The organism is Cuneatibacter caecimuris, from assembly GCF_004216775.1.
Lineage (GTDB): Bacteria > Bacillota > Clostridia > Lachnospirales > Lachnospiraceae > Cuneatibacter > Cuneatibacter caecimuris.
Genome location: NZ_SGXF01000001.1, coordinates 1,294,771 through 1,309,250 on the forward strand (window position 1 = coordinate 1,294,771; position 14,480 = coordinate 1,309,250).

Genomic DNA, 14,480 nt, shown 5'->3' on the forward strand with positions numbered 1-14,480 from the left:
TGATTGCCGGGCCGGCTGTTCTATACAGCCTGTAATTTATGTTTCGCAAAGATCACTGGTAACCATCTGGCGGAATCCGGAGTTCTGAAGAACGCCTGCGGCTCTGTCATTGTCTCCAACCCGCAGCACTACATACGCTCTTCCTCTCAGCTGGCAGAGAAATGCATACATATATTCAATGCTGATGTCAGCTTTGGTCAGCGCCGTCACCGCCTCATGCAGCCCGCCCGGCCGGTCCGGCAGCTCCACAGCGATCACATCGGTCAGCGTCACTGTAATTCCGCCGTCCTTCAGCGCCTCCACCGCTGCTTCCGGCCGGTCTACGATCAACCGCAGAATTCCGTAATCCGTAGTGTCCGCAATGGACAGCGCCCGGATATTGATATCCTGATTTTTCAGGATCTCTGTAATTTCGGCCATACCGCCGTGTTTATTCTCCACAAAAACCGATAACTGCTGGATCGTCATTTTCTCTCCTCCTTTCAGACTTTTCGCCTGTCAATCACTCTCTGGGCCTTGCCTTCCGAACGGCTCAGGGATTTCGGCGCTACCAGTTTCACTTCCGCGGAAATGTTCAGCGTGGACTGCAGCGCTCCCGCGATCTGGCGTTCATAGGTTTCGATCTGGCGCACCTTATCGGAGAACATGGCTGAGGACATCTCCACCTGAACCACCATGTTGTCCCTGTTGTCCACGCGGTCCACTTCAATCAGATAATTGGGTTCCAGTCCCAGCTGTGTCAGCACATATTCAATCTGGGAAGGGAATACATTCACGCCGCGGATAATCAGCATATCATCCGTCCTGCCTTTTGGCTTCAGCATGCGCACCAGCGTCCTGCCGCAGGCGCACTTTTCATGCACCAGGGCGCTGATGTCTCTGGTGCGGTACCGGATCAGGGGCAGGGCCTCTTTTCCGATGCAGGTAAATACCAGCTCTCCATATTCTCCGTCCGGCAGCTGCTCTCCTGTATCAGGGTCGATGATCTCAGGATAGAAGAAATCCTCGTTTACATGCAGCCCGTTCTGTTCGCTGCACTCAAAGGATACACCCGGACCCGCGATTTCTGACAGACCGTAGATATCATAAGCCTTGATATTTAAAAGGCGTTCAATATTCTCCCGCATGCCCTCGCTCCAGGCTTCCGCTCCGAAAATCCCGGCCCGAAGAGGCAGCTTGGATGTGTCCACTCCCATATCCCTGCAGGTCTCGCCGATAAACGCCGCGTAAGAGGGCGTACAGCACAGGAAATCACTGCCGAAATCCTGGAGAATCTGCACCTGACGCTTTGTGTTTCCGGAAGACACCGGAATCGCCGCGGCCCCAAGCTTCTCCGCACCGTAATGAAGCCCCAGTCCGCCGGTGAACAGGCCGTAACCATAGGAAACATGGACATAATCTCTGGTGGTGCAGCCGGCCGCGGCCAGCGCTCTGGCAGCTCCTGTAGCCCACACGTCCACATCCCCTTCCGTATAGGCCACCACGGTCTGCTTTCCGGTGGTTCCGGAAGAGGCGTGTACCCTGGCCACTTTTTCTCTGGGCACTGCCACCAGGCCGTAAGGGTAATGATCCCGCAGATCAGTTTTGTAGGTAAAAGGCAGCTTTACAATATCGTCAATGCTCTGTATTTCTTCTGGTTTCACCCCCATGTCGTCCAGCTTCTGGCGGTAAAAGGGCACATTGTCATAACAGTTTCGCACCATTTTGCGCAGCCGTTCCGACTGCGTTTTTTTCATATCTTCCTGGCCGGCGCATTCTATTTCCGGCTGAAAATAATGCTGTTCCATCGGTTCTGTCTCCTCAATATGTATTTTAGCTATGATATCCCATTCCAAAAGCTTTCAGGTTCATTTCCACAAACTTCTCAGGGACTGTGCGCCTGACGGCTTCCAGCCAGTCTTCTTCAGGAATGTCTGTCCCTGCTGCCAAAACACCCAGCAGCACCATATTCACTGCTTTCACAGACCCTGCTTCCATGGCTTTTCCCAGGGCGTCGATGCGGACCGTATCTGCTCCCGCTTTCTCCACCTGGTCCAGAATTTGTTCAGGATACTCCGCTGCCCCTGTGATCACAGGCATGGGGTCGATCTGCTGCGTATTGACAATCACGCGGCCGTCCTTTTTCAGCCAGGGCAGCCACCTGGCCGCTTCCAGCTGTTCAAAAGCCAGCAGCACATCCGCGCCGCCCTGCTCTATAATCGGAGAATAAACTTTTTCCCCGGACCTTACATAAGTTACCACAGAACCGCCCCTCTGGCTCATTCCGTGTACTTCGCTGACTTTCACGTCACACCCTGCGGCAATCAGCGCCTCGCCCAGCACCCGGCTGGCCAGAAGCGTTCCCTGTCCGCCTACGCCTACAATCATCACATCCATGGTTTTCATCTGGCCTTTCCTCCTTCCGGCGCCTGAATCGCTCCGAATTTGCAGAGCTGTTCACATACACCGCAGCCTACGCACAGCGTGAAATCAATCACAGCTTTTCCTTCCTTCATGCTGATGGCTGGGCAGCCTATACGCATACAGCTCTTGCACCCTGCGCATTTTTCACTGTCAATCTTCAGCGGGGGGTTATGCTTCACCTGTTTCAGCAGCGCGCAGGGCCTCCTGGCAATGATCAGGGAGGGTTCCTCTGCCGCCAGCTCTTCTTTGATGGCTTCCTCGCAGCCTGTCAGATCATAGGGATCGACCACCCGCACTCTGTGGAAACCGCAGGCCCCGGCCAGCGCTTCCAGATTCACCGCAACGGTGGGATCTCCGGTAATGGTATAACCCGTGGCAGGATTCTGCTGGTGTCCGGTCATCCCGGTGATGGAATTGTCCAGAACTATAATTGTTCCGATTCCTTTATTATACGCCATATCAATCATTCCGGTAATGCCTGAATGGATGAAGGTGGAATCCCCGATCACAGCCACCGACTTTCCGGCAAACTCCGCGCCTCTGGCTTTGATCATTCCATGAAGCGCCGATACAGACGCGCCCATGCAGATACAGGTATCTATGGCGCCAAGAGGCTGCAAAGCCCCCAGAGTATAGCAGCCGATATCGCCGCTGACATTGCACTTTAACTTCTTCAGCAGGAAGAATATGCCTCTGTGGGGGCAGCCCGGACACAGCACCGGCGGCCGCCCGGGCAGCTGGGCTTCCACCTCCATGGTTTCAGCGGACCGGCCCAGAATCTTTTCCCGTACAGTGCTCTGGGAAAACTCTCCCAGCAGGCCGAACAGTTCCTTGCCGGTCACATCCAGCCCCAGCACCCTGCAATGGTTCTCAATAATTCCGTCCAGTTCCTCTATCACATATACTTTCCGGCACTTTTTACAGAAATCCCTGATCAGGCGGGCAGGCAGAGGATTCACCAGGCCCAGCTTCAGATAGTTGGCACCGTCCCCCAGCGCTTCCCTGGCATACTGATAGCTGACCCCGGATGTGATCACGCCGATTTCAGCCTGATTGTCCTCCACCCTGTTAAAAGGACAGTCCTCCGCATATTCCGACAGTTTCTTCATCCGCTCTTCCACTACCACATGGCGCTTGATCGCCATTGCCGGCATCATCACATATTTCTGAGGATCCTTCGGAAAATCTTTCAGATCCTTTTCCGCCCTTTCCCCTGTTTCCACCAGGCTTCTGGCATGGGAAATCCTGGTGGTCAGGCGCAGCAGCACCGGTGTGTCAAACTGTTCTGACAAATCATACGCCATTTTTGTAAACTGCAGGCATTCCTCAGCGTCAGCCGGTTCTACCATAGCCAGTTTGGATGCGATGGCGTGGTGCCTGGAATCCTGCTCATTCTGTGAAGAGTGCATTCCGGGATCGTCCGCCACGCCGATCACCATTCCCGCATTCACTCCGGTATAGGAGGCGGTATAGAGCGGGTCCGCAGCCACGTTCAACCCCACATGCTTCATCGCGCAGAAGGACCTGGCCCCTGCAATACTGGCCCCTGCCGCCACTTCGGCCGCTACTTTTTCATTTGGAGCCCATTCGCTGTACATTTCTCTGTATGCGGACGCATACTCTGTCATCTCCGTACTGGGTGTGCCCGGGTAGCTGGATATCACCCGCACCCCCGCCTCATACAGCCCTCTGGCAACTGCTTCGTTGCCCAGCATCAACTGTTTCACTGTTCTTCCTCCTTCATCGTCTCTGTCTCATCTTCTATTATGTCATGCCTGCGGCTCGTTCCGCAGGTCCAGAATACGCTTCGCCTTCCCCTGGAACCGTTCCAGCGTCTTTGGCTGCACCAGCGTTACCTTGGCCTCCAGCCCCAGCACGCTCTTTAAACGGTCATGCATGCTGCGCTGCAGCTCCTGCAGCTCCTGATACCGTTCCAGCAGTTCCGCATCAGCCAGCTCTACCCTGATTTCCAGGGTATCCCTGAAATTCACCCGCCGCAGCACGATCTGATAATGAGGGCCGATGTACGGCATTCCCACCAGCACGCTTTCAATCTGAGTGGGAAATACATTGACGCCCTTAATGATCATCATATCATCCGTCCGGCCCGCGGTTTTGGACATCCTGGCATGGGTGCGCCCGCAGGGGCACGGTTCGTAGGTAATGGAGGTAATGTCCTTTGTTCTGTAGCGGAGCACCGGCATCCCCTGACGGCTCAACGTGGTTACCACCAGCTCTCCCTTCCCGCCTTCCCTCAGACGCTCGCCGGTGGCGCTGTCTATAATCTCCGGCAGGAAATGGTCCTCTGCGAAGTGCATCCCGTCCCGCTCCGGGCAATCCCCTGAGACGCCGGGGCCTCCCAGCTCCGTCATGCCGTAATTATCAGATACATAAATTCCCAGATTTGCCTCGATCTGGGCCCGCATCTCAGGGGTACAGGGTTCTGAACCCAGAATGCCCAGCCTCAGGCTGTAATCAGAAAGAGGATAGCCCGCCTCCTTCACCGCCTCGCTGAGATACAGGGCATAGGACGGAGTGGCCACCAGCCCGGTGACGCCGAAATCCCGGAACATCATCATCTGTTTTTCCGTATTCCCGGAAGAAGCGGGAATCACTGTCGCACCGATTTTTTCCAGGCCAAAATGCAGCCCCAGCGCCCCTGTAAACAGGCCGTAGCCAAAGCTGATCTGGATGATATCCTCATCCGTCACGCCTCCTGCCACCGCTACCCTGGCCACACAGTCGGACCATACGTCGATATCCTTTTTGGTATAAACGCCCACCGTCGGCTTCCCGGTCGTCCCGGAAGAGGCATGGATCCTCACAATGTCCTTCATGGGCGCTGCATTCAGCCCGAAAGGATAATTGTTGCGGAAATCTTCCTTCGTTGTAAATGGTATGTACTGCACATCGGAGAGCTGCCTGATCCTGCTCCCGTCCCCGACGCCTGCTTCCGTCAGCTTCTGGTGATAAAACGGCACCTTGTTGTAACAGTAAGCCACCGTTTCTTTTAATTTAGCCAGCTGCAATGCCTCCAGCTCTTTTCTGGGCATTGTCTCAATTTCCTTCTGAAAAAACACGTCCCTGCTTCCTTTCCCTGCTTTGTTGCAACACCTCAATAAAGTGATATTCCTATTATGGCATATCCGCATTGATTTGTCAAAGTTTTTCAGACAGGCTTCATATTCTTTGTGCAATTCGCTTTTCAATTATGACAGGCTTTGATATAATGTTATAGGTTAAGATATTAAATTATGGAGGAACCAGAAATGACTTTAGAAGAAATACAGAAACGTTTTCTCGGCGACCGTTTCGCCACTGAATGCTTAGGAGCTGAGATTGAAGATGCAGGCCCCGGCTATGCCCGCTGCAGCTGCAGAATACAGCCGCAGCACAAGAATGCCGTGGGTTCCGTGATGGGCGGCGCTGTTTTTACTTTGGCGGATTTTGCCTTCGCTGTGGCCGCAAATACTGACCAGCCAATCACCGTATCTCTGACCAGCCAGATCACCTATCTCGGAACAGCAAAGGGAGAACGTCTTGTGGCAGAAGCGGTATGCCGTAAATCCGGCCGGACCACCTGTTATTATGAAATACTGGTAAAAGATGAACTTGGCAGCCAGGTCGCGGCTGTCACCTCAAACGGTTTCATCAAGGGCTGACCCGCGCCCCGCTCAGCCCTTCCAATGCAGCCTGTGGAGTTCTCCCGCCAGCTGCATGTGAGAAAAATCATTTTGGCGCAGGGCTTCATATAATACCACCGCCACAGAATTGGACAGGTTCAGGGACCGGATATTTTCATTCATGGGAATGCGCACGCAGTTTTCCTGATACTCCAAGAGAATCTCCTCCGGTATCCCCGCGCTTTCCTTGCCAAACATCAGGAAACAGTCCGGCTCATACCGCGCTTCCGTATAGATCTTTTTTGCCTTTGTAGTGGCCATATAGATTTTCGCCCCGGGATTTTTCTCCAGAAACTCATTAAAATCCCCATACACATGCACATCCAGGTTTGGCCAGTAATCCAGCCCCGCCCGGCGCAGCTGCTTTTCATCCAGGGAAAACCCCAGAGGCTGGATCAGGTGGAGGCTGGTCCCTGTGGCCACGCAGGTCCTTCCAATATTTCCGGTATTTGCCGGAATTTCCGGCTCCAGCAACACGATGTTCATTTCTCTTCCTCCCGGTATAATTCATCTTCCTGAGGCTGTTCCAGGAACCTCACCTCTTCCCTGTTATGGAGCTTTCTGGCACATCCCTTTTCCAGACGGCCGAGCGCAGCGGCTGGAACCCCCTCTTTTCTCAGGGTCTGAGCAAGAGCTTCCCCGTCTCCCGCGCAGGCCAGCAGACAGCCCGTTCCGGCCAGCCGATAAGGATTTATCTCCAGCAGCTCGCAGATTTCAATCGTTTCCTGACGCACGAGAACGGCTTTCAGATCAATATCAAACCCCGCATGCCAGGATTCCCCTGCTTCCCATATTCCCTGGAAAATACCCCCTTCGTCTACACTGTACACCGCTTTCGCTCCCGCTTCCCAGGCCCGTTTTGCCGCTTTCACCAGAGGAAGCTGTTCCCGAAATAATCTTGTGGATTCCAGAAATTCCGGGCAGAAACGGCGTTCCAATTTTTCCCTGTTTTTTTCCAGCAGCCGGACAGTCCCTTCCAGAGCCATGTATCCGATCTGAACCAGACTGTCTCCCGGGCAAGGCGGTTTCCTGTTCATTTTCCCTGTTTCTCCTCCTGCGGCAAACAGGCACAATACAATTTCCCGCACCCCCGCAGTCACCTGCGCTTCTGCCGACAGCAGAGGGATTCCATATGTACTGCAGCAATCCCGCAGTCCCGCCATGCTCCTGCGCAGATCACCTTCCGCAGCCCCCGCTGGCATGAATATCTGCGCGGAAATCCCGATGCACTTATGCCCTTCGGCCGCCATCCTGTTCACCAGCCGGATCAGCCGGTATTCCTTTTCTTCCTCCAGCGCCATTTCGCAGAAAAGGCCGGGAAAGCTCTGCCCTCCCGGCGCTTTTGAATTCACATATGGCGCGATACTCTTTCTGGCAGCCGTGCCAGTCACCTTGCCTCTGCGCATCCCGCATTCCTTCCTGCAACAGCCGCTCATCACAGCGGATTTCCATTCCCATCGCATCCGGAATGGACCTTTCTGATTGCCTTAGACCAGTTATATACGCTTCTGTTAATTTGAATATTTTCTGTCAGCTGGCCGTTTACATATACTTCTTTCCAGAGCTCCGCCGTCATCTTAGGACGAAGGTATTCTACTTCTTCATATTGCCCCACGGGAATGCTGTCATCATAGATCAGTTCCATCTGCGGCTCAGGATATTCCGTGGAAATGGTCTTGGAAACATATTTGATTGTGCGCTCCGCGGGCCGGTATTCCGTCCCGTAAAGGCTGATAATCACTTTATTCCCGCTTCTCTCTGCTGCAAAAAATACAGTATTCCCTGTATTATTTATCATCTTCAGATCCAGACCGCTCTCCGGATATACAGTGGCGTCTCTGGAAGGGTCCACATAAGTGACCAGCATCGAATGGTTAGAACGGTACTTCATCTGCAGCTCCGCCAAAAGTCCCACATTATAAAGCGTGCTGGAGATCTGGCATATGCCGCCTCCCACGCTGTCTATGGTTTTGCCGTCCTGAAACGCATGGGCAGGATGATAACCGCCTTCTTCTGTCACCGGTTCCATCATCCCATTGGCAGAGATCTCCTGGCCTGCCAGAAAAGCGCTCCCATTAATCTTCTCACAGGCGACTCTCAGGTTTTCCGCCCGCTCTTCTCCGTCTTCCCACTTAAATTCTGTCTCAAAGGTCGCCAGGCAATCCGTTCCTGCATTCTGCAGATCCCCGGCGCTCACCGCAGGCTTCGATTCTCTTGTATCCACAGTAATATGAACGTCCCCGCCATCCCAGCCGGAAAGAATCTCCACCGCTTCCGTCAGCGCCTCTTCATACATCACAGCCAAACCGGTTTCCCCGTCCTCAATCCTAAGCGCTCCATTTTCCAGATATGCTTTGGCGCTGCGCGCCGGCACATTGAATTTGCCGCACTGTTCCCGCACAAATGCCTGAAATGCTTCCAGGTCATAGGTGAGGTTCGCGTCAATGGTCACGCCTTCCTCGGCTGCCTTACGCTGGTCCTGGTATCTCCTGATCAGAGACCCTTCCGCTCCATAACCCAGCGCTGTATCCACTGCGGACTGCTGGCCGAATCCCAGACGGAAGTCCCGCATGGTGGCCACCACTGCCTGTCCGTTCACATGAAATGTAACCTGACTGTCACCGCATCTGGAAGCATAACGGATCATGGATTCCACAGCCTCTTCCTTGGTGAGTCCGCCTACATTCTGGCTGTCCAGACGCACCCCCTGCGGGATCGTGTTTTCCCGCTGGCGCTTCAGCGCCATCGCCTGCTCTCTGAACCCCGGCGCGGCCCCTTCCGTCTCCGCGGCGGCGGTCTCCGCATCAGCAAATACGGAGACCGGCATCCAAAAGATGCCGGCGATTATAAATATGATCAGTATTTTCAGAAGGGCAAATCTCCCTTTTCTCATGAGCACCTCCGCGCTTATGCAAAGAACGAGGAAACAACCGTTGTCAGGATGAACGCAGCGACGATGGCCAGAATCACAATGGTTATACCGCGCCTGGTTTTCTTGTTATTCATATTCAGCATGTGCATTCCTCCAAAAAATATTCATTTTTATTATGGATCCCGGCGAAGATTTTAAACCTCCGCCGGGGACAAAATTCCGCTTGAAAGAAACTCAATTTTTTGCAGCCGCAGTGGTCGTTGGCGCAGTCGTCTCCGGCGCTTTTGTAGTGGGTTCCGCTGTGGTAGGCTCCGGCGCCTTTGTGGTGGTCTCCTCCGGCGTAGGCTCTGCCGTTGTTTCTTCCGGCGTAGGCTCCGGTTCCGGGGTGGAACCGCCCGTCCCCACGTTCACCCGTTCCGCATACGGTTTGTAAGAACTGGTATTCAATACTGTGGAGCTCTGCAGCGCCCCGTTTATATATACATTTTTAATGAGCTGCGCGCTGGCAGCCGGATGGCCTTCCTCTGTCACCACCCGCTGTCCTGCCGGCAGGCCGGGATCAGGGGTCTCCTGAGGTGCTAAATAACTGGGTCCGGACAACACGCGGGACTGGAACTCTACCTTGCGGTTTGCAGGTCTGGTTTCCCTCCCAAAAATCTGTACCGTCACATTGCCGCCGTTGGAACTGGAAGCGATATAAATAGGATACCCCGTATCATTTCGAAGCCGCAGCGTCTTATACCCGCCCGAGGCAATGGTAGCGTCCCAGGCCAGGGGAACATATCCCACGGTCATGGAATGGTTAAACCTCGTCACAATTCCCAGCTCCGCGTACAGAGACGCCACATACAGCGTGGTGCAGATCTGGCACACGCCGCCGCCGATACTGTCGATGATCTCCCCGTTGGCATAGGCATGGCCTCTCCGGTATCCATTGCCCGTGGTAAAAGGGCCCAAAACAGAATAAAGATCAAAGGTTGCCCCTGCTTCAATAAATGTGCCGTTTAGTTTCGCTGTGCCCACGGTCAGGTTATAGTTCCTGTCCTTATCCGCATCATTAAACTGTGTGGTAAACTGTCCCAAAACAGCGCCAAAACCATTTAAATCCTCTGTAACTGTGGTGGGACGGACTTCGGAAACCGCTACCGCCACTTCGATGGTTCCTCCTCTGTCCCAGCTGTCCATCCTCTGAACCGCTTCATTGTAGGCATTCTCTGTATCCGCCTGTTTTCCCATTGTGGAAGGGTTTACAGTAAAACCATTGGCTCCTCCTCTGGTCACCGTAGCGCTGACTGCCTGCACATTATGGGGAGCCGCGGAGCTTTCTATAAACTGTCTTACCGCCTCCTGGCTGTACACAGCCTGCAGCTCCAGGTCCACCTTATTGCGGGCCAGATCTTCCTGGGCTTTATAGAGCTGGATCAGATTGCCCATACTCTGCAGGGATACCGCCCGTTCTGCCAGTTCCTCCAGATTTGTAAACTCAAATCCCAGGTCTCCCATGGTCGCCCCGTATTTATTGCCCTCTATATCCAGAATCAGCCCCTGGTCCCGCACTGTTTCCTGATAATCTTCCAGTTCTTTCATCACCTCGTCTTCCGTCATGCCTCCGACGTCGATATCAGCGATATGTACGTTTTCAGGAACTTTCGCGTCAGCCTGAACATCCTTCGCCCCAAACAGCAGGCAGAAGCCGGATGCCATCAGCAGCGCCGCAGTTATCATTCTTTTCATTCTCACTCGTCTCCTATCTGCGCGCCTTCCCGTATTCTGAAAGAATTTCATCCGTAATCCGGGAAGCTTCATTTCTTGTGAGAGAATCTATTTCAATTCCCAGTTTTATTCTATGATATTTCAGCAAATCAATCAAGTACTTCTTTTGATGCTTTGTCATACTTTTTTCTTTCTTTATCCTGTACAAGAGGGGTTTTGGCTGAAAAATAGCTTTATTTTCGGACGTTTCCAGTTCAGCCAGCCGATGGAGCAGTTCCGCTGTTGCCACAGCGTCGTCCAGCGCCCTGTGATGATGCTCCATATAGATCTCATAATGGGCGCACAGTGCTTCCAGGCTTCTGCTGGGCAGTTCAGGGAGCAGCTGTCTGGATATCTTCAGCGTATCCAGCCCCTCCTTTTCAAATACCGCTCCTGCATTCACTGCCGCACGTTTTAGAAAGCTGTAATCAAAAATAACATGGTGCCCTGCTAATGGCAGGTTTCCGGCAAACTCTATAAATTCCAGTACAGTTTGCGAAACAGGATGCCCCATAGAAGCCATCCTGTTGGTAATTCCCGTCAGGTTCTTCACCTTTTCCGGAATCTCACACCGGGGATTGATCAGCTTTGAAAAAGTCCCGGCCGGGCGGCCTTCCAGGATTTTCAGCGCCCCGATTTCCAGCAGCCGGTCCTTTTTAGGGTCCAGGCCTGTGGTCTCCACATCCACCACCACATAAGAATCAATCATACTTTCCCCCCTTTATCTCCAGATTTTCCCGGGCACAGCTCTCTCAGAAAGCATTCCCCGCATCTGGGGCTCCTGGCTGTGCACAAGCCCCTCCCATGGGTGATGATCTGAATATTATAAAGAATCCAATGGTCTTCAGGGAGGACGCGCATCAGGTCATACTCGATCTTCTCCGGATCCTCTTCCTTTGTCAAACCCAGTTTGCGGGAAATCCGCTTCACATGGGTGTCCACCACCACACTGGGCTTGTGGTAAATATTTCCCAGAATCACATTCGCCGTTTTTCTTCCGACTCCTGGCAGCCCGGTGAGTTCTTCTATGGTATCCGGCACCTGTCCGCCGTACTCCTTCACCAGTTTTCCGGCACAGGCAATGATATTCTTCGCTTTTGTGTGATAGAACCCTGTAGAGTGAATATCCTGCTCAAGCTCCATAACTTCCGCAGAGGCAAAATCCTCCAAAGACCGGTATTTTTCGAATAAATCCCTGGTCACAACATTGACGCGCGCATCGGTGCACTGAGCGCTGAGCATCACGGCAATCAGCAGCTGCCATGGTGTTTCATAGTTCAGATAGCATTTATACTCCCTGGTATACTGCTCATCCAGAAGTTCGAGAATCTTCCCTACCCGCTCTTGTTCCGCCTTCTGTGCTTTTGTCATTTGTTCCTCCTTTATTGCGGCAGCGCGATCCGCCGCGCCCCGGCATTTCTGTGAAGCGGATCCCGGATACTGTAATCAAACAATACAGCGCATTCCTCTTCCTGACATACACCTTCTTTCAGCAGAAGTTCCATATCCACCGGAAACACCTCCACATGTGCGTCATACATCATCTGCTTCGCAGACAGCCCTTCTCTTCCCTTCAGATACCTTCTTTCCTTCTCTTCCTGCCGGAAAAACGCCCTGACCCGTTCCCAGTACTGCCCCTGTTCCATTCGGAAGCCTGGCAGGCTCTTGGCATTCTCCCGTAAATATATGTCATACATCAAAACGCTTGAACACGCAACCCTTTTTCCAAGATTTAATAAAATTGCAAAATCTGAAAGAATTTCGTAACGTTTTAATCTGGTATGACCCATTCCCAGAAGCCCCTTGTCTTCATAGTAACGTGCCAGCGCCTCATACATAGAAAAAGCGGAAGGAAAAAAACGCAGCAGATATTCCATGGTATTGGAAAACTGTCCGCTGTTGTAGTAAACCTCCACCATCTCCTCCACAGCTTTTAGCTTCAGCACATCCTCATAAGAGAGCCATCTGGTATACAGCACTTCATACGGCGGCTCCGGCCGGTAAACCAGCCCATAGGATTCCGCCATATCGTACATGTGCGATCCCCGCAGCACTTTCAGAAAACCAAGCTGCAGCTGGTCAGGCCGCAGCCGGTACACATCGTTAAAAGAGCGGCCGAAGGACTCATAATCCTCATACGGCAGACCGGCAATTAAATCCAGATGCTGATGGGTATTGCCAAATTTCCTGATCCTCTCTGTTACCTGAGAAATACGGGAAAAATCCGCATTTCTGCGAATTTCTTTCAAGCTCCTGGGATTCGTGGACTGCACGCCGGTTTCCAGCTGGATCAGGCCTGGCCGCATCCCGGAAATCACATCAAGTTCCTCTTCACCGATCAGGTCAGCCGCAATCTCAAAATGAAAATTTGTCACCCCATTGTCATGTTCCTTCAGATATTTCCAGATCTCCAGGCCATGGGATTTCCTGCAGTTAAAGGTTCTGTCCACAAACTTGACCTGCTTCACCTTCTGGTCCAGAAGTCTCTGCAGCTCCCTGAACACCACAGGCAGGCTTTTAAACCGAACCTGCCTGTCCACAGAGGACAGGCAATAGCTGCAGGAAAAAGGGCAGCCGCGGCTGCTCTCATAATATATAATTTTATTTTCAAACTTTTCGGCTCCTTCATACAAGAAGGGCACTTCATCCAGCCGCGCCGGCCTCTCGGGTAAATTTTCCACGATCCGGCCCCCGGGTTCTCTCCAGGTGATGCCCGGAATATCTTCCAATGCCGGGGCGCCTGCCGCATAGTAGGAGAGCACATGTTTAAAAACAATTTCTCCCTCACCCCGCATGACTCCCGTAACCTCCGGCATCCTCTCTAAAATTTCAGCAGCGCAATACGAAACCTCCGGACCTCCCAGCCAAACAGGCAAACCCGGGCAGACCCTGCCCAGAACCTCCGTAAGCTCCTTTATATACCTGATATTCCAGATATAACAGGACAGTCCCAGCACGGCGGGCCTGCGCCGGTAAATATCTCTGAGCGCCAGATCCAATTCAAGATTTATCGTATATTCCGCCAGCTCCACCTCATCACTAAGTTCACCGGAGCAGGCTTTCAGACTGTAAATTCCCGGATTACTGTGAATATATTTTGCATTCACTGCTACCAGGAGAAATTTTCCGTTCATTTCTTCAGCATCTCTTTCTTATCGCTCAGGCCATGCTCCTCCATCATCCTGCGGAGTTCTTCCTCAGAGCCTCTCAGGATCTGGTTTTTATCCACAATGATAAACTGGCGCTCGGTCCGGAAATAAATATGCCTTCCCCGTTCTCCCCATGCCTGCACGTCCTCCCAGGGAATATCCAGATCCGCCTTCTCTGAATGAACGCGGATGGTGTTGTCAAAAATATACTGCCGTTCCCTGTTATCCATAGACTGGTTCGCCCGGCGGAGCGCCTGCATCATTTTCTTTTTTATTCCTGCAGCAGCCCAGTATACGCAAAATACTCCCATACATACAAATGCTGCCGTTGCCAAAAAGAAAAAGGTCTGCTGGTCCCCTCCCTTTAATGCGGATACCAGAGAAAAAACAGCGGCTCCGCAGCAGAGCATAAAAATAATGCTCATGGCAATCCGCTGGACCTTGACCGCTTTCATGCTCCGCATCATCGCGGCTGTCATCAGTTCATATTCATCCTCACCGGGGACAATCCTGCATTCAACCATTTTTTATTCCTCCCTGTTCAAACCTGGCCCGCCGTTCTTTATAGAACGGGCCAGGTGAATTTTTTCCGTGTTACCATACCTTATTATTTTAATACAA

At 52.7% G+C, this 14,480-nt stretch carries 14 protein-coding genes; 1 reads left to right on the top strand and 13 read right to left on the bottom strand.

What is annotated here, in order from left to right; all coding sequences use genetic code 11:
* Positions 1-36: 36 nt before the first annotated feature.
* Genes EV209_RS06110 through EV209_RS06130 form a run of 5 tightly spaced genes read right to left on the bottom strand, consistent with a single transcriptional unit; the run spans position 37 to position 5,483 of the window.
* Complete coding sequence (locus tag EV209_RS06110; protein ID WP_130434018.1) at positions 37-468, bottom strand: ACT domain-containing protein; 432 nt, start codon at positions 466-468, stop codon at positions 37-39.
* A 14-nt stretch (positions 469-482) separates the two neighbouring features.
* A complete protein-coding gene (locus EV209_RS06115) occupies positions 483-1,787 on the bottom strand; it encodes a phenylacetate--CoA ligase family protein (RefSeq protein ID WP_130434020.1) in 1,305 nt (434 codons plus the stop codon).
* Positions 1,788-1,812: 25 nt separating this feature from the next.
* The gene (locus EV209_RS06120; protein ID WP_130434022.1) at positions 1,813-2,385 is read right to left on the bottom strand and encodes an indolepyruvate oxidoreductase subunit beta; all 573 of its coding nucleotides are present in this window, start codon (positions 2,383-2,385) and stop codon (positions 1,813-1,815) included.
* Positions 2,382-4,118 (bottom strand): indolepyruvate ferredoxin oxidoreductase subunit alpha, encoded by a 1,737-nt coding sequence (iorA, locus tag EV209_RS06125; protein WP_130434222.1) that lies wholly within the window; start codon positions 4,116-4,118, stop codon positions 2,382-2,384. The genes EV209_RS06120 and iorA overlap by 4 nt, the downstream gene beginning before the upstream one ends.
* Before the next feature lie 54 nt (positions 4,119-4,172).
* Complete coding sequence (locus tag EV209_RS06130) at positions 4,173-5,483, bottom strand: phenylacetate--CoA ligase family protein (protein ID WP_243647507.1); 1,311 nt, start codon at positions 5,481-5,483, stop codon at positions 4,173-4,175.
* Between the two features lie 189 nt (positions 5,484-5,672).
* Between EV209_RS06130 and EV209_RS06135 the strand changes: the two genes are divergently transcribed.
* Complete coding sequence (locus EV209_RS06135) at positions 5,673-6,065, top strand: PaaI family thioesterase (RefSeq protein WP_243647508.1); 393 nt, start codon at positions 5,673-5,675, stop codon at positions 6,063-6,065.
* Positions 6,066-6,077: 12 nt separating this feature from the next.
* On the opposite strand, the gene EV209_RS06140 is transcribed toward EV209_RS06135, so the two are convergent.
* The 8 genes from EV209_RS06140 to EV209_RS06175 all read right to left on the bottom strand — a co-directional run bounded on the left by EV209_RS06140 (position 6,078) and on the right by EV209_RS06175 (position 14,383).
* Positions 6,078-6,572 carry a tRNA (cytidine(34)-2'-O)-methyltransferase gene (locus EV209_RS06140; RefSeq protein WP_130434026.1) on the bottom strand — a complete coding sequence of 165 codons (495 nt, stop codon included), beginning with the start codon at positions 6,570-6,572 and terminating at the stop codon, positions 6,078-6,080.
* Entirely contained in the window at positions 6,569-7,522 is a 954-nt protein-coding gene (locus tag EV209_RS06145) for an AIR synthase family protein (RefSeq protein WP_165388828.1), read from the bottom strand. The genes EV209_RS06140 and EV209_RS06145 overlap by 4 nt, the downstream gene beginning before the upstream one ends.
* Positions 7,522-8,979 (bottom strand): VanW family protein, encoded by a 1,458-nt coding sequence (locus tag EV209_RS06150; RefSeq protein ID WP_130434030.1) that lies wholly within the window; start codon positions 8,977-8,979, stop codon positions 7,522-7,524. Before EV209_RS06150 ends, EV209_RS06145 begins: the two co-directional genes overlap by 1 nt.
* 213 nt (positions 8,980-9,192) lie before the next feature.
* On the bottom strand, positions 9,193-10,692 hold the full coding sequence (locus EV209_RS06155; RefSeq protein WP_165388829.1) for a VanW family protein: 1,500 nt from the start codon (positions 10,690-10,692) through the stop codon (positions 9,193-9,195).
* 13 nt (positions 10,693-10,705) lie between these two features.
* Entirely contained in the window at positions 10,706-11,419 is a 714-nt protein-coding gene (locus tag EV209_RS06160; RefSeq protein WP_243647509.1) for a 3'-5' exonuclease, read from the bottom strand.
* Complete coding sequence (nth, locus tag EV209_RS06165; protein ID WP_130434034.1) at positions 11,416-12,081, bottom strand: endonuclease III; 666 nt, start codon at positions 12,079-12,081, stop codon at positions 11,416-11,418. Before nth ends, EV209_RS06160 begins: the two co-directional genes overlap by 4 nt.
* A gap of 11 nt (positions 12,082-12,092) precedes the next feature.
* The gene (locus EV209_RS06170; RefSeq protein WP_130434036.1) at positions 12,093-13,844 is read right to left on the bottom strand and encodes a B12-binding domain-containing radical SAM protein; all 1,752 of its coding nucleotides are present in this window, start codon (positions 13,842-13,844) and stop codon (positions 12,093-12,095) included.
* Complete coding sequence (locus EV209_RS06175) at positions 13,841-14,383, bottom strand: YcxB family protein (RefSeq protein WP_130434038.1); 543 nt, start codon at positions 14,381-14,383, stop codon at positions 13,841-13,843. Before EV209_RS06175 ends, EV209_RS06170 begins: the two co-directional genes overlap by 4 nt.
* Positions 14,384-14,480: the final 97 nt, after the last annotated feature.

Excerpts from the sequence above, each read along its gene's own strand:
- EV209_RS06175 (WP_130434038.1), bottom strand. The coding sequence starts at position 14,383 with ATGGTTGAATGCAGGATTGTCCCCGGTGAGGATGAATATGAACTGATG.
- EV209_RS06115 (WP_130434020.1), bottom strand. The coding sequence starts at position 1,787 with ATGGAACAGCATTATTTTCAGCCGGAAATAGAATGCGCCGGCCAGGAA.
- EV209_RS06110 (WP_130434018.1), bottom strand. The coding sequence starts at position 468 with ATGACGATCCAGCAGTTATCGGTTTTTGTGGAGAATAAACACGGCGGT.
- EV209_RS06140 (WP_130434026.1), bottom strand. The coding sequence starts at position 6,572 with ATGAACATCGTGTTGCTGGAGCCGGAAATTCCGGCAAATACCGGAAAT.
- EV209_RS06155 (WP_165388829.1), bottom strand. The coding sequence starts at position 10,692 with ATGAAAAGAATGATAACTGCGGCGCTGCTGATGGCATCCGGCTTCTGC.
- EV209_RS06160 (WP_243647509.1), bottom strand. The coding sequence starts at position 11,419 with ATGATTGATTCTTATGTGGTGGTGGATGTGGAGACCACAGGCCTGGAC.
- EV209_RS06145 (WP_165388828.1), bottom strand. The coding sequence starts at position 7,522 with ATGAGCGGCTGTTGCAGGAAGGAATGCGGGATGCGCAGAGGCAAGGTG.
- EV209_RS06170 (WP_130434036.1), bottom strand. The coding sequence starts at position 13,844 with ATGAACGGAAAATTTCTCCTGGTAGCAGTGAATGCAAAATATATTCAC.
- EV209_RS06120 (WP_130434022.1), bottom strand. The coding sequence starts at position 2,385 with ATGAAAACCATGGATGTGATGATTGTAGGCGTAGGCGGACAGGGAACG.
- nth (WP_130434034.1), bottom strand. The coding sequence starts at position 12,081 with ATGACAAAAGCACAGAAGGCGGAACAAGAGCGGGTAGGGAAGATTCTC.
- EV209_RS06150 (WP_130434030.1), bottom strand. The coding sequence starts at position 8,979 with ATGAGAAAAGGGAGATTTGCCCTTCTGAAAATACTGATCATATTTATA.
- iorA (WP_130434222.1), bottom strand. The coding sequence starts at position 4,118 with ATGCTGGGCAACGAAGCAGTTGCCAGAGGGCTGTATGAGGCGGGGGTG.
- EV209_RS06135 (WP_243647508.1), top strand. The coding sequence starts at position 5,673 with ATGACTTTAGAAGAAATACAGAAACGTTTTCTCGGCGACCGTTTCGCC.